This is a genomic window from Corynebacterium sp. CTNIH16, from assembly GCF_032821655.1.
Lineage (GTDB): Bacteria > Actinomycetota > Actinomycetes > Mycobacteriales > Mycobacteriaceae > Corynebacterium > Corynebacterium marquesiae.
Window position 1 is genome coordinate 65306 of sequence record NZ_JAVBIG010000005.1, and the last position, 20805, is coordinate 86110.

Consider the following 20805-nt stretch of genomic DNA (forward strand, 5'->3'; position numbering starts at 1 on the left):
GCCATGACTTCCGCCGGAAACTCTCGCTCAGCCGCCCGCTACGGCTCCCGCGGCTCCTCTGAAAAGAACTCTGGTAGCTGGACTAATAAGGCGCTGGTGCTCATCTTTGTCGCCATTTTTATCGCGCTTATTTTCTTCGGATTCCGGTATTTCCAGGAAAAGGAGCGGGTGAACGCACAGGTATCCATCGTGACCCAGGAGGTTTTGAGCGATGATTCCACCCGCGTTTGGGTCGATGTCACCCGCAATCACACCGATGAAGATGCCTACTGCATTGTCCAAGCCTATGACTATTCCAAGTCCGAAGTAGGCCGCCGTGAATTCCCCGTTCCCGCGGGCGGGAACGAAACCCAGCGCATCGCTGTCGACGTTCCAACCAACGCTCGTGCCGTGGCTGGCGGGGCCTATGGTTGTTCCGGCAATATTCCCGAATACTTGGATATGGATAACCCTGACTACGCGGAAAGCCGCTAGCCGCGTGTGCTAGGATTTGTAGCGCCTAGAACTGGGTATATGCCCGGTTCCACTTTTACCTATAGCCCCAGGGATTAGCAGGGGCTTTGACCACAATTCCTATCTACGGAAGGTTGCAGAATGGCTGAGCAGCAAAAGCAGTACATCACCCCAGAAACCAAGGCGAAGCTCGAGGCCGAGCTGCAGGAGCTCATCGACCACCGCCCAGTAGTCGCGGCTGAAATCAACGAGCGCCGTGAGGAAGGCGACCTCAAAGAGAACGCCGGTTACGACGCCGCACGTGAGATGCAGGACCAGGAAGAGGCCCGCATTAAGCAGATTTCTGAGGTTCTTGCGAATGCCACCACCGAGCGCGGTGCTGTTCAGGAGGGCGTTGCCCACACCGGTTCCGTAGTTCACGTTTACTACAACGGTGACAAGGACGATAAGGAGACCTTCCTCATCGGTACCCGCGCCGCTGCTTCCGATAACAAGGACCTAGAAACCTATTCCGAGCAGTCCCCGCTGGGCGCTGCCATCCTTGGCGCACAAGAGGGCGAGACCCGCGAGTACACCGCTCCGAATGGCAAGACCATTTCGGTCACCATCGAGTCCGCAGCGCCGTATGATTCTGCTAAGGCCGCTGCTCCACGCGAGTCCTAAACTTTTAACCACTTACCACTCTGGAGAAAGAGCACATCCCCATGAAGAAGTTCTCCCGTTTCGCCGCCGCTGGCCTGATCTTCACCGCTGGCCTCTCCCTCGCTGCTTGCCACCCACCGAACCAGCAGGATTCTGATTCCAAGGTAGAAAATGCCTCCACCTTCACCGGTGAGGCCCCGATGCAGAAAGATGCTGAGACCAGCTCTTCCGCACCCGAGACCGTTATTGAAGAGGAAGCACCTGTAGTCGAGTCCGGTGTTCCAGAAGAGCCAGCACAGCCGCACTTGAACGGTACCGCCACCGAACTGCCACAGCAGTAATAAGGCTTGAAGGGCCGAGGGATATCCTCGGCCCTTTTTCATGCTATTTTTCTGGGTTCACTTCCCGCACCCAATCCCCGATGACACCGGGCACGACAGCGGGCGGCTCCCCCAAGAGGTCGCGCTTATTCGGGTCCCTTTCGACCTGCGTGGTGGCGGACTTTACGCGCTTTTTCTCACTGTCTTTACCTCCGCGCATCCCCATCATTGGACCATAGGCTCGCGCCCCTCCGGTTGAACGGCCTGCATTACCACCGCGCGCTGCCGCGGCGGCACTTTCACCGCCGCCTACGCCAGGCCGCATGCCCGCACCAGCACCGTTTCCTGCACCGCTGCCAAGACCAGCGCGCATGCCCGAACCGCCGCCGAGTGCATTGCTATGGCCAGCGCGCACGCCTGAACCGACACCGGCGTAGGGCGCTCCGGCTCCGCGTCCAAGGTGCAGGCCCGACTGCGCTCCTCTTCCGGCGCGCGCCACATCGGCGCTGCGACTTATATTTCCTGCAGCGGATCCAATTCCGCCTCGTAGCGACTGACCGATGCGTACGCCGCGGCCCGCATCCCCGGGCCGTCCGGCTGCCATCATCGGCGCCATCCCAGAATTGGCGGATTGCGCGGTAGCTACCGGCGCCATCGCACCGCTGTTATTAAGCGCGCCTCCATGTGCTCCTGCGGCAACCGGATGCGCTGTACCACTAGGAACCTGCCCCATCGCCCCGTTCGGCGAAGCGACACTCGGCACGGACGCCCCTTGGGTGGACACTTCATTCCCACCGATGGCTACCTGGTCTCCCAGGCCAAGCCTTTCCAGCGCATTCCTGCCGCTAGTATGCATCTGCTGGTGAAAACCATCAATTTCCTGTGGGCTCATCCCCACCGCTTCAAGCCCGTCCACATTGCCATTGACGACGTCGAAGTTCCCCGGCCCCAACTCGCCTCGCGCAATCGCTTCCGCAATCTTCTTTGGCCATACCACGGCATCGGTGGTGTAGCGCTGCCCATCACCATCAACTCCAGCGAGGCCGGCGTCGACACCGCCGCCTCCCGACGCCGGCGATTGTTCCATCAGAGCGTGCTGGTACGGCATTGCTTCTACCGCGAAGCGCTGCAGGTCAGGTTGCAATGCGGCCAATGCGGCCTTTTCCGCAATTTCGCGCTCGACCGGTTCTGGAATGGCCATCACTTCCATCGCCATGGCCATCGCAGTCGGCTGCATGCCCATCAGCTTGGCGTGGAATCCAGTCAGTTTCTCCGCCATGACCTTGGCATTTGCTACAAAGTGGCTTCCCGACGCCGCCACTTCCCTAACCTTGGCCGCTGCCCTCGACGTGGCTTCGCTGTCGTTCTCGCCTTCCAAAGACCCAGCTGCTTCCTGCAACCCGCTAACGATATCGTCGACTTCCGACGCCAACGAGCTCCACCGCGCATTCGCCTCCGACACATTCCAAATCTGCGTCGACATCAGGTCCGTAGCCAGCTTCACAATGTCTGTACCGACATTCACCACCGGCATGGAAAACCCAAATGGGCTGTACCCCGGCTCCGGCTGGTTCATAATCGGCATCGCCTCAATACCGATATCCCCACCTGCATCCGCGATCTCCATTCCCCGACTATTCGCGTCCTCCTGCGACTGAAACCCTCGGGCTTCCCGTCCTAGACTGTCGTCCAACCACTCGAGTTGGTCAGTAAATGCTCTTATAGAGTTGCTAGCCGAGCCGGGATCAGTTTCAAGCACTCTCTGATGCACTGAACCCACATGGTCAATCCCTACTACCGACGAAAAGCCGGCATTCAATGGAGATCTTGTTTGGGCTGCCAATGAATCCATTTCTCGTCGCATTGTCGAGGTTTTTAACGCTGCAGATAAAATACTTTCCGTACGAACTTTCACTCTTTCCCCCCGATTTAATAACTAAGTTAGTTGAAGTAATATTTTCTCGGCTTCGAAACATTTCTCTCGGAAATTACTATCAAAGCTCCTGCCAGAATGACTTACAGTTACGTAGCCTCGTCTTGTTTGAACACCAGCTGTGCAGAACATGTCCTCAAATAGCTCATCCTCAACGAATTCGACGGGACTCGTTTCAACTTCTGATTGAGAATTTTCGAGTTCTAACAATTGGTTAGTCGTAGGAGTTCTTTTCGAACTCGAAAATCCAATGATACCCGAAAACTCACCGCTCCCCTCAAGAGCAAACGTACAGAGAGATAGGCCAGTTTCTCGAATAGTGTCCCCTTCCAGTTCTCCGGCCCCGATTTCTTGCAAGGTTCCTTCGGGAATCTCCGTACACGGATCAAAAAGCTCGAAGCTCGGGTCTGCCGGATCGAATTCCCCCAGTGGCGGTAGGACGCCGGAAGTGTCTCCCGACCCCGTGGCGCCGGCCTCCCCCGGTTGGCCGGCGCCGCCCGCATTCTTCCCGCCATTAGTGTGTGCCGTTTCCCCCTGATTGCCTTCCGCGTCATCCCCCGGGTCCCCGTTGGCTCCCCCTGCACCGTCGGTCGAACTAATGCCGCCAGATTCGTCCACCTTGGTGGGTTCCTCCGACGCGCTCCTCGTACCGATGTCTGCAACGCAGCTGCTCAGCATAACGGTGCTGCTGACCATCAACGTTGCTACGGTGACCTGACGCTTCACAACAATCCTTCGCGCACTCACTTCCTGACGAGAGGAACAGGAAGAGTGAAACAGAGAACTTTTCACTTCATATTTCCCGTTCCGGTACACAGCATGCATGAGGCACCCAGATTTTTCTACGCGACCGCAAAGGTTAACGGCAATTTAACAAAATTATTTGTCCCATATGTCACACCCATCACGTCCAAAAGGCGAAATTTCCTGCTCATTAGCTGTATCACCGCTGGTAGTGGTTTTGTAGACCAAATGAAGGTTAAACCCTCACTTTATCCCCCAGAATTACCCCAGAAATTACACGTTTGTAAGCGATTCTCGGCAACAAAAAGGCCCGCGCCGAAGTGCGGGCCAGTACAAAAGAATCAGTTAGTCACGCTGGAAATAGCTCAGCAGACGGAGAATTTCAGTGTAGAGCCAGACCAAGGTCACGGCGAGGCCCAGAGCAACGCCCCACGCGTTCTTAGCGGGAGCACCAGCGCGGATCATGCGGTCAGCCTGATCAAAGTCGGTCAGGAAGGACAGGGCACCAAGAACAATGCAGACCAGCGAGAAGATGATGGCAATCGGACCACCATCGCGCAACGGGTTGAAATCAAAGAAAATCGCGCCCAAGAAGTTAACAAGCGCCATGACAGCAACGCCAGCAATCAGGCCGAAAAGAATTTTGGTGAACTTCGGGGTCACCTTCACTGCGCCAGTTTTATACACAATCAGCATGCCAATAAAGACACCGATGGTGCCGACAATCGCTTGACCAATGATGGCCATGCCGCCCTCGCCCTGGAAATTGACATTGGCGAACATCAAGGAGAAGCCGCCGACAAATAGGCCTTCAAATACGGCATAAATCAGGGTGACTGCAGGAGAACCCCACTTCTTACCAAAAGAGGCAACGAGCACGGTAATGAAGCCACCGATACCACCGACCAGAGTCAAGGCCATGGCGATACCTGGGCTCACTAGCATTCCCAAGGCGAAGTTGATGGCTGCGGCGACAATGATGACGCCGAGGGTTATGCCCGTCTTGGTCACTACATCATCCACGGTCATGGGACGAGTAGATGCGTCCGCGTAACCAGGATTTTGGCGGCTACTGTTTTCGGTCAGAGAACTCATTACCGGATTGCTTGAACGCACGGTTGTCCTTTCTAAGAGAGGTGCAAATTAGCTATCTCACCCCATTCAACGAAACACCACCCCATAAAGTTCCACATTCTTACCATTTAGCTAGAAGTTTTGTGTGAAGCTTCCGCATAAATGCTGTGGAGACATGCTGACGCAAAAAGTCTCGAGACGCCTCCAAGAAAGACGTCTCGAGACTTCACATGGTGCCCCCAGTGGGACTCGAACCCACACTGAATCGATTTTAAGTCGACTGCCTCTGCCGATTGGGCTATGGGGGCAAGGGCAAGGAATATTTTAGGACACCTCACCCTGCGGGAGTTAACGAGGGGTACCCTCCGCAGCCAGACCAGCGATAATGCCATCGAGAATGTCCTTTTCACTGATGAAAAAGCTGCGTGCATCGCAATTGCGCTCGATGAGCTGCATGATGCCTTCGACGGCTACGGCCCCACCGCCGATGACATCGGCACGGCCGGGGTGAATGACGGGGTTGAGGGCGCGGACGTCGGAAGGCAGGCTAATAAGCTGCTGCAAAAGCACGCGCAGGGCATCGAAGCGGAGCTCAGACCCGTGAATGGCATCGGCGTCATAGCGCTCAAGGCCCTGAGCCAATGCAGAAAGAGTGGTAAAAGTGCCTGCGCAGCCGACGATGGTACGGGCCTTAGAAATAGGTACTATCTTCTCTACTTCCGCCGTGCGCTCGCCGACGTACTCGGAAGCGATCTCAATCTCCGACTCGGTTGGCGGATCGGTACGCATGATGCGTTCGGTTAGCCTGACGCATCCCATGCGGGCCGAGTGGGTGCCCAAGATATCGCCATCTGCGGTGCCTACGACGAACTCAGTCGAACCGCCACCCAAATCGATAACACAGAATGGCCCCCGGTCTGGCTCCACATCGGCCACGGCGCCATTAAAGGACAACAAAGCCTCTTCCTCACCTGAGACGACCTCGGCCTGTGCGCCAGGCTGAATTTGGCCGAGCAACTCAGCGGTCATGTCGAAGAATTCCTGTTGGTTCTTGGCATCGCGGGTAGCGGAGGTAGCAACCATCCGCACGCGGGTGACCTTCTCAAACTTCATCTGGCGCACGTAGCCTTCCAAGGCCACGCGGGCGCGGTCTAGAGCTGCAGGGGCGATTTCGCCAGTGGCATCGACGCCCTCTCCCAGGCGGATGATTTCCATGGTGCGGGTAATATCGCGGACCTTGCCGTCATCCTGAATTTCAGAGATGAGCAAGCGAATCGAATTGGTACCGCAATCAATCGCAGCAACGCGAGTCATAGCAGCCCTCCTATTCCGCGTTAGAGAAATCGAACTGGGCCAAGTCAATCCCCAGATCCTCTACGCTGGGCCAATCCTGCGGGATAGCAGAGCCTCGAAGCTTGCCGTGGTCGGCGGCCATGGCCACCGCCTCAGTTCCCAAACGGAAATGCTGTGAGCCTTCAGCAAGCGCGTACGCGATGAGCACATGCAGACACTTCACCCGATCGGGCATGCCGCCACCGGAGAAATCGGTGCCAAGGTCTTCGATGTCATTGCGCTTGGCCAAAAAGTATTCGTGGGCACGCTGATAGTCGGCAGCCAATTCCTCGTCCTCACCCAAGCGGGCTTCCATCCACTTCATAACGTGAGCAACCTCCAAGCGTGAGGCTTCTGCCGTAAGCCGTGGGTCGGTGAGGTAGTAGAGGGTCGGGAATGGGGTGCCGTCGGCAAGCTTGGGTGCCGTTTTAATTACCGCGGGCTGCCCATCCGGCGTGCGATAAGAAACCTCTAGGACCCCGCGTGGAGTGCGGCCCAATTGCTCAGTTACTACAGCGATATCTGCATCAGTGACGGTCATGCGGACAATTATCGCACATCTGGATTCTCTTCCGGCGCCGGCTCAATCGGAAGGTGATTTACCTGCTCGGACGGAGCTTCTTCCTCAGGCGGCTCGGCTACAGAATCCCACAGAACTTCGTACCATTCGCGAGAATCTTCTTCCTTCTGACCATCTGTAGTGAGCTGGTCATCCGGCTTAATCTGTGGGTCAATGATGCGGTAGGCGGTCTCGCCCTCATCGACAACCCCGAATCGGCGCCGCGCCTCCTGCTTGATGTACTCATTGGACTTATATTTATCAATCTTCTCCAGCAAAGCAGCTTTCTCATCCTGCTTGGCTGCGATTGACTCATTGAGGCGGGCAATTTCGGATCGGCCGTGGTAGTAATTGCGCAGCGGAATGGCGATAGCAAACAAAACAACGAGCAATATAGCTACGATTACGCCTACTCCGGCAATACTCATCCGGTCCGGCTTCTGTTTCTGCTTCAGTTGTGCACGCTGAGCTTTACGGATATCCGCAGCACGCGAGGCTACCGGAACCCTAGTACGGCTCCGGTTTCGCTGCGTCTTCTTTTCGCGTGCCATAGGCCTCTAATCCTAGCGCCGTCACTTCTGTAACAGGGACGTGGCACGCGCAATTTGGATACACTAAAAGAAATTCTTCCGCCCAGGAAGGAACTTTCATGTCCTCAAACGCCTCCTGCCCGTTCTCACCGCAACCTTATTCCTCGCCAGCTGCAGCCCCTCCGCCCAAGACGGCGAATACCCCGTCTACGGTGACGGCTACGACCTAAACACTAAAGACGGCATGGCCGACTACCTCAAGGAGTATAAAACCCTGCCGGATGATTACATCAACCATGATGCTGACCAGCTCGAGGGAGACGATCAGCCCGAAAGCTTTGAAACCAACGCAGACTCTGTCAAGAAAGCGGGCGAAGCTGCCTGCAAGAATGATGAATTGCTCGATATCTCGAAGGAATATTTCCGAGGAAACACCGACAAATTTGGGGAAGCATTTATGTCATCGGTCAACGGCTCTGATGACAAATATCGTGATGTTTTTGAAGCGCTAGACATCCCTGATGACGCACCGGACTCTGACAAAATCATGGCTGCAGCGATGACCCCACTCGGCGCCGTGATGTCTTGCGGTGACGAATTCAGCGATGAGGAACTGGAAAAGGTCGCTGAGTCGATCCATTCCAGCTAGAGCTTCAAACCGTATTCCCCGCCTAAGGAATAGTAATGCCACTCAAGCGTCTCCTCCTCCTAGCCGCTGTAGGCGCCCTACTTGCTGGGTGCAGCTCGACCGACCACAAAGAAGAAGTCACCACCGAAGCGGAGTCCCCCACTAGCGAAAGCACTACCAGCAACGAAGCTCCTACAACTACCACCAGCAGAAACCACGACCTCAATACCAAAAGCGGCTTCATTTACCACATAAAAGAACACGGCACGATCCCGGACTTTTACCTGGACGTGTTCGGCGCGGGCGCTTCCGATACCGATGACGGCCCCACCAGCTACGAGGTCAACGCCACGACCCTGAAGAAGGCTGGAGCTGTTGCCTGCGAGAATGATCAGATTCTAGACGATGCCAAATATTTGCTAGCCCATGGCGACAGCGGATTTGAGGAGCTCGTTCCCGATTTAGAAGAGTTTGACAGAAAATACGCTCCCGTCTACGAAAAGCTTAAAATGTCAGCGTCCTCTCCCCTCCCAGACAAGCTTTTTACCATGTACATGGCTGGAGTGGGTTCCCTCGCCACCTGCGGTGACAAATATGACGATAAGGAACTCGAGGCAGTGGCTGACAAAATTTTCAGCTACTAGACCCCTCCTAAATTTCGCACAATCTTTCGTTTCAAGCCTTGCACAAACCAGCAAGGCGGCTTATACTGAGGATAGAAATTCGATTGGGTGTGCGATTTATTCCAGAGGGGGAACTTTCCGTGACAGCCAGCGACGCACCACCAAAGAAAGTTTATTTTTCTACCAATAACCTCGACGATACAGTTTGCATTTTGGGCATGCTCCAACGCATTCAATCCTGGCAGCTATACCAATCCGTACTTCCGCGATTAGAAGACGATGTCGAATGCACTACCGCTGCTTTAGCTAAGCGGGTCGGCTTGAGCTACTGGCGCGTTTTATCCGCACTGCGCTCGCACCTGCGCATGCGTGAGTTGCCGTTAACCACGGCAGTACAGACCGAACATTGGATTCTTGACCTCCCGCGGCTGCACGTCATTGATGCCGAGCTTGCCCCGCTTGGCGACGACGCCGAGGGCATCCAACTAGTCGATGCCGCCCTTGCAGACTTCCTCACCCCGAAGGAACCTGCTCAGCATGTCCCCACGGAATCTGAAATCCGTAGATTCTTGCGCGATTACATCGATGGCATTCTCAAGCCAGATATTGAGAAGGAAATCGAGCGCTCTGTTTCCATTTCTTATTCTAAAGGCCAAGCCACCATCACCCTGAAAACGGATAAAGCAACCGCCAGTGCTATTTCACGGCACATCGATAAAGCAGCGCGAAAGAAGAACATCACAAAGCCAGAGGCTTTGGAGGCGCTGATTTTTAATCGCACCCAGACAAAAGTAGTTATCAATACCTATGCAGCGGGTGACGATGCTTCTCGGGTATATATCCCGTCGGCGGGATGGTGCGTTCTTACCGAACGCTTGAGCACTTACTCGATGACTCGCGAGTTGTGCCCAGAAGAAACATCCTCCTACGTCCCCACCGAGCAAATCAGGACATGGGTCCACGGTCGCGATGCCACGTGCCGTTGGCCGGGGTGTTCCATGCCGGCACATTACTGCCAGCTTGATCATCGGGTGGAGTATGCCGACGGCGGACCGACGAGTATCGATAATCTTGTCACCCTTTGTCAGCACCACCACAATGTGAAGACCGATGGTAGGGCCCGCTACATCATGGATCCCATCACTGGGGACGTAGCCTGGCTCTTTTCGGACGGCACTTTCGAAATTGACCGTGCCCAAGGGCCTTTGGCGCCGCGGACCGTAAATTGGAAGCAAACCTGGCAACAATACCTAGACATGCGAAAGCGCCCCCGCGGCAATGCAAGGGCGCTACGAAAGGAGGCGGTTAAGCCTTAAAGCGCGGGAAAGCGGAGCGGCCGGCGTAAACTGCGCCGTCGCCAAGCTCCTGCTCGATGCGCAGAAGCTGGTTGTACTTAGCTACGCGCTCGGAACGAGCCGGTGCACCGGTCTTGATCTGGCCGCAGTTCAGAGCAACAGCCAAGTCTGCAATGGTGGTGTCCTCGGTCTCACCGGAGCGGTGGGACATCATGGTGCGGTAGCCGTTGCGGTGAGCCAGCTCGACTGCGTCGAAGGTCTCGGTCAGGGTGCCGATCTGGTTGACCTTTACCAGCAGAGCGTTAGCGGCCTTCTTCTCAATGCCTTCCTGCAGGCGAGCAGGGTTGGTGACGAAGAAGTCATCGCCGACGATCTGCACCTTTTCGCCAATAGCGGCAGTCAGGGTGGTGTAGCCATCCCAGTCGTCTTCCTGCAGCGGATCCTCGATGGAGACGATCGGGTACTCGTCAATGAGGCCCTCGTAGACCTTGCACATTTCTTCAGCGGTGTGCTCGCCACCCTCGAAGTGATACTTGCCGTCCTTGAAGAACTCGGAGGAAGCAACGTCGAGTGCCAGGGCTACGTCCTTGCCGGGCTCGAAGCCGGCCTTCTTGATGGCGTCCACGATGACGTCGAGAGCAGCCGTGGTGGAGTCAACGGATGGTGCAAAGCCACCCTCGTCGCCCAGACCAGTGGACAAGCCCTTGTCCTTTAGCACTGCCTTCAATGCGTGGTAGACCTCGGCGCCCATGCGAAGAGCCTCGGCGAAAGACTCCGCACCAATCGGAGCGATCATGAATTCCTGGACGTCCACGCCGGAATCAGCGTGTGCGCCGCCGTTGAGGATGTTCATCATCGGCACTGGCAGTACGTGTGCGTTCGGGCCGCCAATGTAGCGGTACAGAGGCAGTGCAGCGGACTCTGCGGCGGCCTTGGCTGCGGCGATGGAAACGCCCAAGATAGCGTTAGCGCCGAGCTCGGACTTGTTATCGGTACCGTCCAGCTTAATCAGTGCCTGGTCAATGAGGCGCTGGTCGTCAGCTTCGAAGCCAGCAATTTCGTCGGCAATCTTCTCGTTGATGTTCTCAACGGCCTTTAGAACACCCTTACCCTGGTAGCGCTCGCCACCGTCGCGCAGCTCGTGAGCCTCGTGCACACCAGTAGAAGCACCGGAAGGAACGCCGGCAACACCGCGGGCGCCGTCGTCAAGGAAGACCTCGGCCTCGACGGTTGGGTTGCCACGGGAATCAAGAATTTCGCGGGCGAAAGTGTGGATGATATCAGCCATGCTGTATTTTCACTCCTCATAATAAGTTCGCTCTGGACCAGCCGGCCCAGCTACGTAGTCAATTGTTGCAGAAAACTTTGCTGTGTGACGCTACTTGGCACTTTGCGGAACCGAGTAGGCATTGGCGGCGTGTGCAACTTTATGCAAATACTCGCTGGACTGGTTGTAATTTAGGACTGCTTCCTCCCACTGTTCTGGGTTAGAGAGATCTCTATCACCAAAGCATAAAAGTCCGGCGGCGCCGACTGCAGCGTCGTCAATTTGATTGGGATCTGCCTTCCCATCGCCGTTAGCATCAGCGCCCACCGATTCCCATGTCGTGGGGATAAATTGCATCGGGCCGACGGCGCGGTCATATTCGGAATCCCCATCGATGTCGCCATTATCGGTATCTGGAGTGTGAGCCGTATTGTTCAGGCCATCGAGGGCGATGCCGTTGATGGGTGGTTGGGGGTAGCCGGCGTCGTCAAGCTTGGAGGGCTTAAACCAATTGCCGTTGTAGGTGCCGTGGCGGGTCTCCACGTAGCCCAGGCCGGCAAGGGTATTCCACCGCAGATGGCAATTCGGCCATTTTTGCTGAGCGATGAGTTCGGCGTTGCCATAAGCGCGCAGTGCGGCCGGCGGGATGCCCGTCTGCTCAGCTAGGTCAGAGGCCCAGTAGGTAAGCTTATCCGCAGTGCGGCCGGGAGCATTGACGTCAATATGCGCGACCTCTTTGCCTTCAACGGGCGGAATGTTCTCCGGTACGGGCTCCTGGGAAGTGCCGTGCCCCGTCAACAGCCATGCCACCAACGCGATGATCACGGCTACGGCCACCCCGCAGCCCCCGAATATCTGCAGGAGCCTCTTCATGAGAAGCCATCCTACATTCGCTTACCTTCGCGCCATAGCCTCTCTTGCGTGTCAACGTCGACAATCTCCGTGGTGCCATCAAAGAGGTATGGGGCGCGGGCGCGCATTTTGGTGAGGAAGCTCTGGGCGACGTCGTCAAGCGAAAAGGTGGAGATTTCCGCATGGAAGAGTACTTGGAGGAAGATATCGCCCAATTCTTTGAGCATCTCGCTTTCCGGTTCGCGGTTGCGCACGGCCGCGGCGAATTCGGCGGACTCCTCCTCAAGATAAGGCAAGAGCGAGGTGTGGGTTTGCTCGCGCTCCCACTCCCCAATGCGCCGCGCCGTGGCCATGGTCTGGCGCGCCTGCATGATGGGATCCGCAAGGGATTCGGCGCGAATGACGGACTCGCCGCTAGCGAGGCGGGCGCGAGTTTCCGGATCGTGTTCGTCGGTGCTGACTAAGGTTCCGGTGGCATCCTCGCCTACCAGCAGATCGGAGAAATTCCACCGTACGGACACGGGTACCTCACCCGTGAAGTGGACAGGGCCACGCAGCTTCCCGTGCGCCTGCATGGGGATCATGGTGGGCCAGCGTTCATCGAGCAACAGCACAGTCATGTGCACAAAGTCTAGCCCGAGTTCCCATTATGGGGCTATTCAAGGTATTTTAGGCCAATGACCTCCAGCCAGAATAAATCCCACTCCGTGACGTTGTGGACCCTCGTCGCGCTGATTATCGGTTCCACCGTGGGCGCGGGTATTTTCTCGCTGCCACAAAACATTGCCTCCGTTGCCGGCCCAGGCGCGATGCTCATCGGCTGGCTGGTCGCGGGCGTCGGCATGCTCTCTGTGGCTTTTGTGTTCCAGATTTTGGCTCGCCGTAAGCCACACCTTGATTCTGGCGTCTATTCCTATGTGCGCGCCGGCCTCGGCGATTTTATTGGTTTTACCTCCGGCTGGGGCTATTGGCTGGGCTCCGTTATGGCGCAGGTGGGGTATGCCACCCTCTTTTTCAATACCTTGGGCCATTACCTGCCGCTTTTCGACGCCGACCATTACTGGTCCTCCGCCATCGCCGTCTCCCTCCTATCCTGGGGCATTTTCGCGGTGCTCGCCCGCGGTATTAAGCAGGCCGCGTTCATGAACCTCATCACCACGATTGCCAAGATCGTGCCCATCTTGGCCTTCGTAGTGCTCATTGCTTTCCTCGGGTTCAGCTGGGATAAATTCACCTTGGACTTCTGGGGGCGCGCCTCCGAGGCCAGTGTTTTCGAGCAGGTTCAAGGAATTATGCTCTTTACTGTGTGGGTCTTCATTGGCGTGGAGGGCGCATCCGTGTATTCCAAGCAAGCGGCCAAGCGCACCGATGTTGGCCGCGCGACCGTCATCGGCTTTTTCTCCGTGCTGGCGCTGCTGGTTTCCGTGTCTACCCTGAGCTTTGGCGTGATGACGAAGGAGGAGTTGGCCGCGCTGCCGGATAATTCCATGGCCTCGGTGCTCACAGAGGTCGTCGGCCCCTGGGGCGGCGCGCTGGTGTCTATTGGACTGTGCTTGTCGGTATTGGGCGCCTATGTGTCCTGGCAGATGTTGTGCGCTGAGCCCATCGTCATGATGGCCATCGATGGCCTTATCCCCCGCCGTATCGGCACCATCAATGTGGCGGGTGCGCCGTGGGTAGCACAGCTGATTTCCACGATGGCCATTCAGCTGTTCATCATCCTCTTCTACCTCAACGAGGCGTCCTATAACGCCATGGTGCAGCTGGCAACCATCATGTACTTGCTGCCCTATATCTTCTCTTCGCTGTATCTGCTGCTGCTAGCGATACGGGGCAAGGGTGTGACCCACCCGCACGCCGGAACGCGGTTCGATCTCTCTGGGCCGGATATTCCCAGACGCGAAAACCGGCGCCACTTTGGCATCGCACTGGTGGCCTTCGTGTACTCGCTGTGGCTCATTTATGCCGCCGACCCGGTTTATATTCTCTTCGGTGCCCTCGCCGTCGTGCCGGGAATTATCCCGTACGGGCTCACCCGCCTATCACGCCGCGAGAAGCTTTTTAATGGATTTGAGTGGTCAATCGTCATCGTGGTGCTGGTGGCCGCCACCATCGCCACGGTCGGCCTCGCCCAAGGATCGCTGGAGCTCTAATCACCTGCCCCGCCAGCCGGACCAGGTCGGTACCCTCACCCCGCCATCGCAAGTGGTCTTGAACACAGACAGTTTAGTACGATTATAACACCCCACCAATTCTTGTGATTTTCACTTTTGGAGCACTTGTGACTCAAACCAATGTTAGCGTCATGCCATCTGCCACTCCCGCTGGTTCGGACCCCGCGGCAGGCAAGGCTTGGGCAGAGCGGATTAAAGAGTTGGCGGAGCAGCGCAATGCGGTGATCCTGGCACATAATTACCAGATCCCGGAGATCCAGGACGTTGCCCACCACACCGGCGATTCCTTGGCGCTGTCCCGCAAGGCGGCGGAGACCGATGCAGATATCATCGTCTTTTGCGGTGTGCACTTCATGGCGGAATCCGCCAAGATTCTTTCGCCGAATAAGAAGGTCCTCATCCCCGATGAGCGCGCTGGGTGTTCTCTGGCGGATTCCATTACCGCCGATGAGCTGCGCGCCTGGAAGGCTGAGCACCCCGACGCCCTTGTGGTCAGCTACGTCAATACCACCGCAGAGGTCAAGGCGCTGACCGATGTCTGCTGTACATCCTCTAATGCTGTCGACGTGGTCAACTCGCTGCCGGCGGATAAAGAGATCCTCTTTTGCCCAGACCAGTTCTTGGGCGCCTATGTGAAGCGCGAGACCGGCCGGGAAAATATATACATCTGGGCCGGTGAGTGCCACGTGCACGCGGGCATCAGTTCCCAGCAGCTGACCCAACAGACCCAAGATAACCCAGACGCGGACCTGTATATCCACCCGGAATGCGGGTGCTCCAATTCCGCGTTGTACCTGGCCAACGAGGGCTTGGTGCCACAAGAGCGCGTGCATATGCTCTCAACCGGGCAAATGATCACCCAGTCCCAGAAGCAGCCCCAAAACAAGGTGCTCGTCGCCACCGAGACCGGCATGTTGCACCAGCTGCGCCAGGCCGCGCCGGACGTCGATTTCCAGGCCGTCAACGATCACGCCGAGTGCAAGTACATGAAGATGATTACCCCACAGGCCCTGGAGCACTGCCTGATGGAAGAGACCGATGAGGTTACGGTTCCAGAAGACATCTCGAATGCGGCGCGCAAGTCCCTCGAGGCCATGATTTCCATCGGCAACCCCGGCGGCGGGGGCGAGTAAATGGAATCCCTGCGCCTGCCTGATTGCTCCGCTCTTATCGCCACGGCCTTGGATGAGGATTTCGCTTATGGGCCGGATTACACCTCGCTTGCCACGGTGCCGGGTGAGGCCCGCTGCACGGCGGAGTTCACCGCGCGCGAGGCCGGCACCATCGCAGGCTTGGGCCTTATCGAAGAGGTCCTTGAGGCCACCGCCCAGCGCTTAGCCCAGTGGGGCGTGGATACTGCGGGCTCCGCGCTTGCCGATGCCCCAGCCCCTACCATCACCCTCCACTCCACCGACGGCGACCGCGTTGCCCCAGGTCAGGTCATCGCCACGGTGCAGGCGCCTACCCTCCTCGTGCTGGCCGCTGAGCGCACCATGCTCAATATGGTCTCGCACGTAAGCGGCATCGCTACGCAGACCCGGCGTTGGGTCGAGGCCATCGCAGCAGCAGCGGCGGACGCAGCGACCCCGGATAGCGTTAAGCAAGCCCAGGTGCGCGATACCCGCAAGACCTTGCCTGGCCTGCGCGCGCTGCAGAAATACGCCGTGCGCGCCGGCGGCGGGGCGAACCACCGCATGGGCTTGGGCGACGCCGCCATGATTAAGGACAATCATGTGCTCGCCGTGGGTGGCAGCGTGGCAACGGCCCTGCGCCGCGTGCGCGAGCATGCCCCTGACATTGCCTGCGAGGTCGAGGTCGATACCTTAGATCAGCTCGACGAGGTGCTCCCGCTGCACCCGGATATGGTGCTGTTGGATAACTTCGCGCTTGCCGATGTCCACACCGCCGTCCACTGCCGCCAAGCCCTAAGCCCAACCACGGCGCTGGAGGTCTCCGGCGGATTGCAGCTGGAAAACGCCGGTGAGTACGGCACCTCGGGCGTGGACTATATCGCCGTCGGCGCCCTCACCCACTCGGTGCGCGTGCTGGATATCGGCTTGGACTTCTCCTAAGCGCCGATCGGCTACTCGCTAACGGGGAGTTCTCCCATCAGCTACTCGCCTACGCTGATGACCGACCCGGCGCCGGCTTCCTCGCCGGACACGTTGATGGGCTCGACGTCGAAAAGTGTGCTTAAGAAGTCTGCTGCCCACTGGATGAGCTCAGTATCTCGCAGCTTAGGCGAGGTGACATTGCGCCCCGCCTTGGGGAACGGCACGTTGATAGCCTTCGCGGCCGCGCGGAAGCTCGACCCCGGATACAGGCGCTTGAGGCGCACCTGCTTGGAATCCGGCAGCTCCACTGGGTGGAATTTGATGCGAGTGCCCTGCACAGTGATATCGGAAATACCGGCGCGGCGCGCCTGGTGGCGCAGGCGAGCAACGGAGAGCAGGCGCAGCACCTCTTGCGGCAATGGGCCGAAGCGATCTTCCATTTCCTCGATGACGGCCTTGAGATCCCCATTATCCTGCGAGGCCGCAAGCTTGCGGTAGACCTCCAGGCGCAGGCGCTCGGAATCGATATAGCTTTCCGGAATATGCGCGTCCACGGGAAGATCGATGCGGATTTCCTTCGGACCTTCATCGGTAACGGTGGGAGCCTCGCCGCGGGCCAGCGATTTGAAGGTCTCCACCGCCTCGCCAACGAGGCGCACGTAGAGATCGAAGCCCACACCGGCAATGTGGCCGGACTGTTGGGCGCCAAGGACGTTGCCGGCACCGCGCATCTCCAAGTCCTTCATGGCTACGGCCATGCCCGCACCAAGGTCATTATTTTGGGCGATGGTGGCTAGGCGGTCATAGGAGGTTTCCGTGAGCGTAGCGCCCTTGGGGTACAAGAAGTAGGCATAGCCGCGCTCGCGGGAACGACCTACTCGCCCGCGCAGCTGGTGCAGCTGGGACAAGCCCATATGGTGGGCGTTTTCCACAATGAGGGTATTCGCATTAGCGATATCCAGGCCGGTTTCCACGATGGTGGTACATACCAAAACGTCATACTCGCGGTCCCAGAAGCCCTGGACGGTCTGTTCCAGCACGTCCTCGTTCATTTGGCCGTGCGCGACGACGACGCGGGCTTCCGGTACCAGGTCACGCAGCTCGCGGGCCTTCTTTTCGATATCAGAGACTTTGTTGTGGATGAAAAAGGTTTGACCATCGCGCAGCAGCTCGCGGCGAATGGCCGCGGCTACCTGCTTGTCCTCGTAAGCGCCGACGTAGGTCAGCACCGGGTGGCGGTCTTCCGGCGGGGTCAGAATGGTGGACATCTCACGAATGCCAGCCATAGACATCTCTAAGGTGCGCGGGATAGGTGTTGCGGACATGGTGAGCACATCCACGCTGGCTTTAAGGGCCTTAATGTGTTCCTTGTGCTCCACGCCGAAGCGCTGCTCCTCGTCCACGACGATGAGGCCGAGGTTCTTCCAGTGCACGCCGGTCTGGAGGAGGCGGTGGGTGCCGACGACGATATCGACGCTGCCATCGGCCAGCCCCTTAAAGATGTCCTTTGCTTCCTTCTTTGAGGTAAAGCGCGAAAGCACCTCAATCTTGACGGGGAAGCCGGTCATGCGCTCACTGAAGGTATCAAAGTGCTGCTGCGCCAGCAGCGTGGTGGGCACGAGGACGGCCACCTGCATGCCGTCTTGCACGGCCTTGAAGGCGGCGCGGATGGCCACCTCGGTCTTGCCGTAGCCCACATCGCCGACGACGACGCGGTCCATCGGCACCGTAGATTCCATGTCCTGCTTGACGGCGTCGATAGCAAGCATCTGGTCTTCGGTCTCGACGAAGGGGAAATTATCCTCCATCTCCGCCTGCCACGGATTATCCGGGGAGAATTGGTGCCCTGGCGCGGCCTGGCGCTTGGCGTAGAGCTCGACTAGCTCGCCGGCGATTTCGCGCACGGCGGCGCGCGCCTTCTTCTTGGTGTTCTTCCAGTCCGAACCGCCCATCTTGGACAGGTGAGGCGATTCGCCACCGGTGTACTTGCTGAGCAGATCCAGCGAGTCCATGGGAACCCAGAGCTGATCGGCGGGCTGCCCACGCTTGGAGGGCGCGTACTCGAGCACGATGTATTCGCGGCGGCTGGTTTCATCGCCGGACTGGATGGTGCGCTCGGCCATCTTGAGGAACTTGCCAATGCCGTGGGTTTCGTGCACCACAAAATCGCCCTGTTTGAGGGCGAGCGGGTCAACCTTGTTGCGGCGCTTGGCGGGCCGGCGCTTCGCTTCGGCGATATCGCCTACGCGGTTACCGGTCAGATCCGTCTCGGTTACAACGACCAGTGGGAGGGCCTCGGCGTCCTTCGGCTTTTTCACCTTGGGAAATACCAGGCCGGCGTGGCTTAGTGCTTGGTAGAGCGTGACCTCGCCGGCGGTGGGTTCCCAGCCAGGGGTAGCCACCTTGGTGCGGATGCCCTTTTCTGCAAAGCGATCCACCATGCGTTTGATGGCACCTTGCGCCGGCGCGATGAAGGCTGCTCGGCCGCCGGCGTTGGTGTGCGCGAGAAGCTGGGCCATCATGGCGTCGATTTCTTCGATATTGCCGCGCGGGGTGGGCCCTGGTTCGAATTCGAGCGGGAGGGTCTCCTCTTCCGGCGCGGCAAGCATTCCCGGTGGGGAGAAAGTCCACAAAGGCAGGCCGGACTCGCTAATGGAGACCTCTAGCGACTCATAGGAGCGGTAGCTGGATGCCTCGGTATCAAGTCCTTCGGTAGCCAGCGGGCCATCGGCGCCCATGGCTGCGGCCTCCCAGCCGGCGGCGAGGAATTCCGCATCGGTCTTTTCTAGATCTGCCACGCGGCGGCGAATCTTTTCCGGACCGACCATCACCACGTGGGTGGTGGGGCGCAGGATTTCGGGGAGGGTGATCATGGGGGCGTCAGAAAGCGCGGGCAGGAGCGCCTCCATACCTTCGGCCGGGATGTGCTCGCTTACTTTGGTCAATAGCTCCACCAAGGCGGGATTGCCAGGGTGCTTAACGGCGAGATCGGCCGCACGCTTGGCAATGGCGTCCGTAATAGGCAGCTCCCGGGCAGGGAAAATGTCTACGCGGCCCACCTCGATTTCCGGAATGGTGCGCTGGTCAGCCACGGAGAATTGGCGGATATCGGTAATCTCATCGCCCCAAAACTCCACGCGGACCGGATAGTCCAGCGTGGTAGGGAAAATATCGATGATGCCGCCGCGCGTAGCGTACTCGCCACGCTTAGCCACCATGTCTACGTGCTTATACGCGCGGAACTCGAGCTCGCGGACTACCTCATCAAAGTCATATTCATGATCTTCTTCGAGGTGGACGGGAGCGCGGCCCTCCACCTCCTGCAGGATGGGCTGAGACAGGCCGCGGGCAGCCGTGACAATGACCTGCAGGCTATCGAGATTGTGCAGAACTTCCGCCCTGCGGCCGATGATGTCTACGCCGGGGCTCAGGCGCTCGTGCGGCAGGGTCTCCCATGCGGGGAACATGGCCACCTTCTCCCCCAGCATCGCCGTAAGCTCCGCCGTGAGATCCTCGGCCTCGCGGCTCGTAGCGGTTACCACGAGCACTGGGGCATGATGAGCCAAGGTGCCCAAGGCCCACGGCCGGGACTGATCCAAGCCTGTGATGTGGAGGTCTTCGCCCACATGAGTAATCATGCCCTTGAGCTTGGGATCCGAGGCCGCTACCTTGAGCAGGCCGGCCAGCATTGGGGTAGCCATTTATTTGCCTCCTAGCTTGGGCTTTACTTCCATACCGGACAAACCATTCCAGCATAGATTGACAATGTGCGTGGCGACGACTTCCTTGTCCGGGTTGCGCTCATCCAGCCACCATTGCGCGGTGGTCGATACCATCCCCACCAACGCTTGGCCGTAAATATCCGCCAAATCTGGGTCGATGCCACGGTGCTCGAATGCTTCTCGCAGGATATAGGAGACCTGGCCCACCGCGGAATTCAAAAGCGTGGAGAAGCTGCGTTCGTCGCCGGGCTTGGCATCGCGCACCAGGATGAGAAAGCCATCAGTTTCTTCCTCGACATAGGTCAAAATGGCCATGACGGCCTGCTCGATGCGCTCGCGCCAGCTTCCGGTCTCCAAGGAATCAGTAATGACCTTTTCCAGCGCTAGCATCTCGCGGTCCACGACCACCGCGTAGAGGCCTTCCTTGCCCCCGAAGTGCTCATAGACCACGGGTTTGGATACCCCGGCGCGTGCCGCGATCTCTTCGACGGTGGTTCCTTCAAAACCCAGTTCCGCGAATGCGGCGCGTCCGATGGAAATGAGTTGTTCGCGGCGTTCCCGGCCGGTCATCCTTTGTCGAGCCATGCCCTCTACCCTATCCTT

20 protein-coding genes and 1 tRNA gene are annotated in these 20805 nt (G+C 58.1%); 9 read left to right on the forward strand and 12 right to left on the reverse strand.

All coding sequences use genetic code 11. From position 1 onward, the window contains the following. Positions 1 to 3 precede the first annotated feature (3 nt). From RAE04_RS06190 to RAE04_RS06200, 3 genes are all read left to right on the forward strand, one after another. On the forward strand, positions 4 to 474 hold the full coding sequence (locus tag RAE04_RS06190; protein WP_239274463.1) for a DUF4307 domain-containing protein: 471 nt from the start codon (positions 4 to 6) through the stop codon (positions 472 to 474). A 120-nt stretch (positions 475 to 594) separates the two neighbouring features. Beyond that, entirely contained in the window at positions 595 to 1116 is a 522-nt protein-coding gene (gene greA, locus RAE04_RS06195) for a transcription elongation factor GreA (RefSeq protein ID WP_005323614.1), read from the forward strand. A 41-nt stretch (positions 1117 to 1157) separates the two neighbouring features. Further along, entirely contained in the window at positions 1158 to 1436 is a 279-nt protein-coding gene (locus tag RAE04_RS06200; RefSeq protein WP_317026776.1) for a thiamine biosynthesis protein X, read from the forward strand. 43 nt (positions 1437 to 1479) lie between these two features. On the opposite strand, the gene RAE04_RS06205 is transcribed toward RAE04_RS06200, so the two are convergent. The 7 genes from RAE04_RS06205 to RAE04_RS06230 all read right to left on the reverse strand — a co-directional run bounded on the left by RAE04_RS06205 (position 1480) and on the right by RAE04_RS06230 (position 7608). Next, complete coding sequence (locus tag RAE04_RS06205) at positions 1480 to 3042, reverse strand: hypothetical protein (RefSeq protein WP_317026777.1); 1563 nt, start codon at positions 3040 to 3042, stop codon at positions 1480 to 1482. A gap of 309 nt (positions 3043 to 3351) precedes the next feature. Next, complete coding sequence (locus RAE04_RS11730; RefSeq protein ID WP_410493254.1) at positions 3352 to 3966, reverse strand: DUF3558 family protein; 615 nt, start codon at positions 3964 to 3966, stop codon at positions 3352 to 3354. A gap of 471 nt (positions 3967 to 4437) precedes the next feature. Next, positions 4438 to 5187, reverse strand: coding sequence for a Bax inhibitor-1/YccA family protein (locus tag RAE04_RS06210; protein WP_408933130.1), 750 nt, complete (start codon positions 5185 to 5187; stop codon positions 4438 to 4440). Positions 5188 to 5397: 210 nt separating this feature from the next. Next, positions 5398 to 5474 (reverse strand) — tRNA-Leu (locus RAE04_RS06215). Between the two features lie 40 nt (positions 5475 to 5514). Continuing rightward, positions 5515 to 6480: a Ppx/GppA phosphatase family protein gene (locus RAE04_RS06220; RefSeq protein ID WP_049379137.1), complete on the reverse strand. Its 966-nt coding sequence runs from the start codon at positions 6478 to 6480 to the stop codon at positions 5515 to 5517. 10 nt (positions 6481 to 6490) lie between these two features. Beyond that, on the reverse strand, positions 6491 to 7039 hold the full coding sequence (locus RAE04_RS06225; protein ID WP_284836395.1) for a DUF501 domain-containing protein: 549 nt from the start codon (positions 7037 to 7039) through the stop codon (positions 6491 to 6493). An 8-nt stretch (positions 7040 to 7047) separates the two neighbouring features. Further along, positions 7048 to 7608, reverse strand: coding sequence for a septum formation initiator family protein (locus tag RAE04_RS06230; RefSeq protein WP_317026779.1), 561 nt, complete (start codon positions 7606 to 7608; stop codon positions 7048 to 7050). 223 nt (positions 7609 to 7831) lie between these two features. Here RAE04_RS06230 and RAE04_RS06235 point away from each other — a divergent pair, with 223 nt between their 5' ends. From RAE04_RS06235 to RAE04_RS06245, 3 genes are all read left to right on the forward strand, one after another. Further along, a complete protein-coding gene (locus tag RAE04_RS06235; RefSeq protein WP_284836393.1) occupies positions 7832 to 8236 on the forward strand; it encodes a ribonuclease in 405 nt (134 codons plus the stop codon). Between the two features lie 35 nt (positions 8237 to 8271). Next, the gene (locus tag RAE04_RS06240) at positions 8272 to 8859 is read left to right on the forward strand and encodes a hypothetical protein (RefSeq protein WP_317026780.1); all 588 of its coding nucleotides are present in this window, start codon (positions 8272 to 8274) and stop codon (positions 8857 to 8859) included. A 197-nt stretch (positions 8860 to 9056) separates the two neighbouring features. Then, positions 9057 to 10154 (forward strand): HNH endonuclease signature motif containing protein, encoded by a 1098-nt coding sequence (locus RAE04_RS06245; RefSeq protein WP_317026781.1) that lies wholly within the window; start codon positions 9057 to 9059, stop codon positions 10152 to 10154. On the opposite strand, the gene eno is transcribed toward RAE04_RS06245, so the two are convergent. The 3 genes from eno to RAE04_RS06260 all read right to left on the reverse strand — a co-directional run bounded on the left by eno (position 10144) and on the right by RAE04_RS06260 (position 12872). After that, positions 10144 to 11421 carry a phosphopyruvate hydratase gene (eno, locus tag RAE04_RS06250; protein WP_049379129.1) on the reverse strand — a complete coding sequence of 426 codons (1278 nt, stop codon included), beginning with the start codon at positions 11419 to 11421 and terminating at the stop codon, positions 10144 to 10146. The genes RAE04_RS06245 and eno overlap by 11 nt on opposite strands. A 90-nt stretch (positions 11422 to 11511) precedes the next feature. Next, positions 11512 to 12273: a lytic transglycosylase domain-containing protein gene (locus tag RAE04_RS06255; protein ID WP_049379128.1), complete on the reverse strand. Its 762-nt coding sequence runs from the start codon at positions 12271 to 12273 to the stop codon at positions 11512 to 11514. A gap of 11 nt (positions 12274 to 12284) precedes the next feature. Beyond that, the gene (locus RAE04_RS06260; protein WP_317026782.1) at positions 12285 to 12872 is read right to left on the reverse strand and encodes a MazG nucleotide pyrophosphohydrolase domain-containing protein; all 588 of its coding nucleotides are present in this window, start codon (positions 12870 to 12872) and stop codon (positions 12285 to 12287) included. 57 nt (positions 12873 to 12929) lie between these two features. Between RAE04_RS06260 and RAE04_RS06265 the strand changes: the two genes are divergently transcribed. From RAE04_RS06265 to nadC, 3 genes are all read left to right on the forward strand, one after another. After that, positions 12930 to 14405 (forward strand): amino acid permease, encoded by a 1476-nt coding sequence (locus RAE04_RS06265; protein ID WP_049379125.1) that lies wholly within the window; start codon positions 12930 to 12932, stop codon positions 14403 to 14405. A gap of 152 nt (positions 14406 to 14557) precedes the next feature. Next, the gene (gene nadA / locus RAE04_RS06270) at positions 14558 to 15559 is read left to right on the forward strand and encodes a quinolinate synthase NadA (RefSeq protein WP_049379152.1); all 1002 of its coding nucleotides are present in this window, start codon (positions 14558 to 14560) and stop codon (positions 15557 to 15559) included. Beyond that, entirely contained in the window at positions 15560 to 16498 is a 939-nt protein-coding gene (nadC, locus tag RAE04_RS06275; protein WP_049379123.1) for a carboxylating nicotinate-nucleotide diphosphorylase, read from the forward strand. 41 nt (positions 16499 to 16539) lie between these two features. Here the strand turns inward: nadC and mfd are convergent, their stop codons facing one another. Further along, positions 16540 to 20181, reverse strand: a complete 3642-nt coding sequence (gene mfd, locus RAE04_RS06280; RefSeq protein ID WP_317026783.1) for a transcription-repair coupling factor — start codon at positions 20179 to 20181, stop codon at positions 16540 to 16542. Next, positions 20182 to 20787, reverse strand: coding sequence for a TetR/AcrR family transcriptional regulator (locus tag RAE04_RS06285; protein WP_049379121.1), 606 nt, complete (start codon positions 20785 to 20787; stop codon positions 20182 to 20184). Positions 20788 to 20805 lie beyond the last annotated feature (18 nt).

Bases quoted from the DNA above. Each gene is read 5' to 3' on its own strand.
- RAE04_RS06190 (WP_239274463.1), top strand. From the start codon at position 4: ATGACTTCCGCCGGAAACTCTCGCTCAGCCGCCCGCTACGGCTCCCGC.
- greA (WP_005323614.1), top strand. From the start codon at position 595: ATGGCTGAGCAGCAAAAGCAGTACATCACCCCAGAAACCAAGGCGAAG.
- RAE04_RS06200 (WP_317026776.1), top strand. From the start codon at position 1,158: ATGAAGAAGTTCTCCCGTTTCGCCGCCGCTGGCCTGATCTTCACCGCT.
- RAE04_RS06205 (WP_317026777.1), bottom strand. From the start codon at position 3,042: ATGGAGATCGCGGATGCAGGTGGGGATATCGGTATTGAGGCGATGCCG.
- RAE04_RS06210 (WP_408933130.1), bottom strand. From the start codon at position 5,187: ATGAGTTCTCTGACCGAAAACAGTAGCCGCCAAAATCCTGGTTACGCG.
- RAE04_RS06220 (WP_049379137.1), bottom strand. From the start codon at position 6,480: ATGACTCGCGTTGCTGCGATTGATTGCGGTACCAATTCGATTCGCTTG.
- RAE04_RS06225 (WP_284836395.1), bottom strand. From the start codon at position 7,039: ATGACCGTCACTGATGCAGATATCGCTGTAGTAACTGAGCAATTGGGC.
- RAE04_RS06230 (WP_317026779.1), bottom strand. From the start codon at position 7,608: ATGGCACGCGAAAAGAAGACGCAGCGAAACCGGAGCCGTACTAGGGTT.
- RAE04_RS06235 (WP_284836393.1), top strand. From the start codon at position 7,832: ATGGCCGACTACCTCAAGGAGTATAAAACCCTGCCGGATGATTACATC.
- RAE04_RS06240 (WP_317026780.1), top strand. From the start codon at position 8,272: ATGCCACTCAAGCGTCTCCTCCTCCTAGCCGCTGTAGGCGCCCTACTT.
- RAE04_RS06245 (WP_317026781.1), top strand. From the start codon at position 9,057: ATGCTCCAACGCATTCAATCCTGGCAGCTATACCAATCCGTACTTCCG.
- eno (WP_049379129.1), bottom strand. From the start codon at position 11,421: ATGGCTGATATCATCCACACTTTCGCCCGCGAAATTCTTGATTCCCGT.
- RAE04_RS06255 (WP_049379128.1), bottom strand. From the start codon at position 12,273: ATGAAGAGGCTCCTGCAGATATTCGGGGGCTGCGGGGTGGCCGTAGCC.
- RAE04_RS06260 (WP_317026782.1), bottom strand. From the start codon at position 12,872: ATGACTGTGCTGTTGCTCGATGAACGCTGGCCCACCATGATCCCCATG.
- RAE04_RS06265 (WP_049379125.1), top strand. From the start codon at position 12,930: ATGACCTCCAGCCAGAATAAATCCCACTCCGTGACGTTGTGGACCCTC.
- nadA (WP_049379152.1), top strand. From the start codon at position 14,558: ATGCCATCTGCCACTCCCGCTGGTTCGGACCCCGCGGCAGGCAAGGCT.
- nadC (WP_049379123.1), top strand. From the start codon at position 15,560: ATGGAATCCCTGCGCCTGCCTGATTGCTCCGCTCTTATCGCCACGGCC.
- mfd (WP_317026783.1), bottom strand. From the start codon at position 20,181: ATGGCTACCCCAATGCTGGCCGGCCTGCTCAAGGTAGCGGCCTCGGAT.
- RAE04_RS06285 (WP_049379121.1), bottom strand. From the start codon at position 20,787: ATGGCTCGACAAAGGATGACCGGCCGGGAACGCCGCGAACAACTCATT.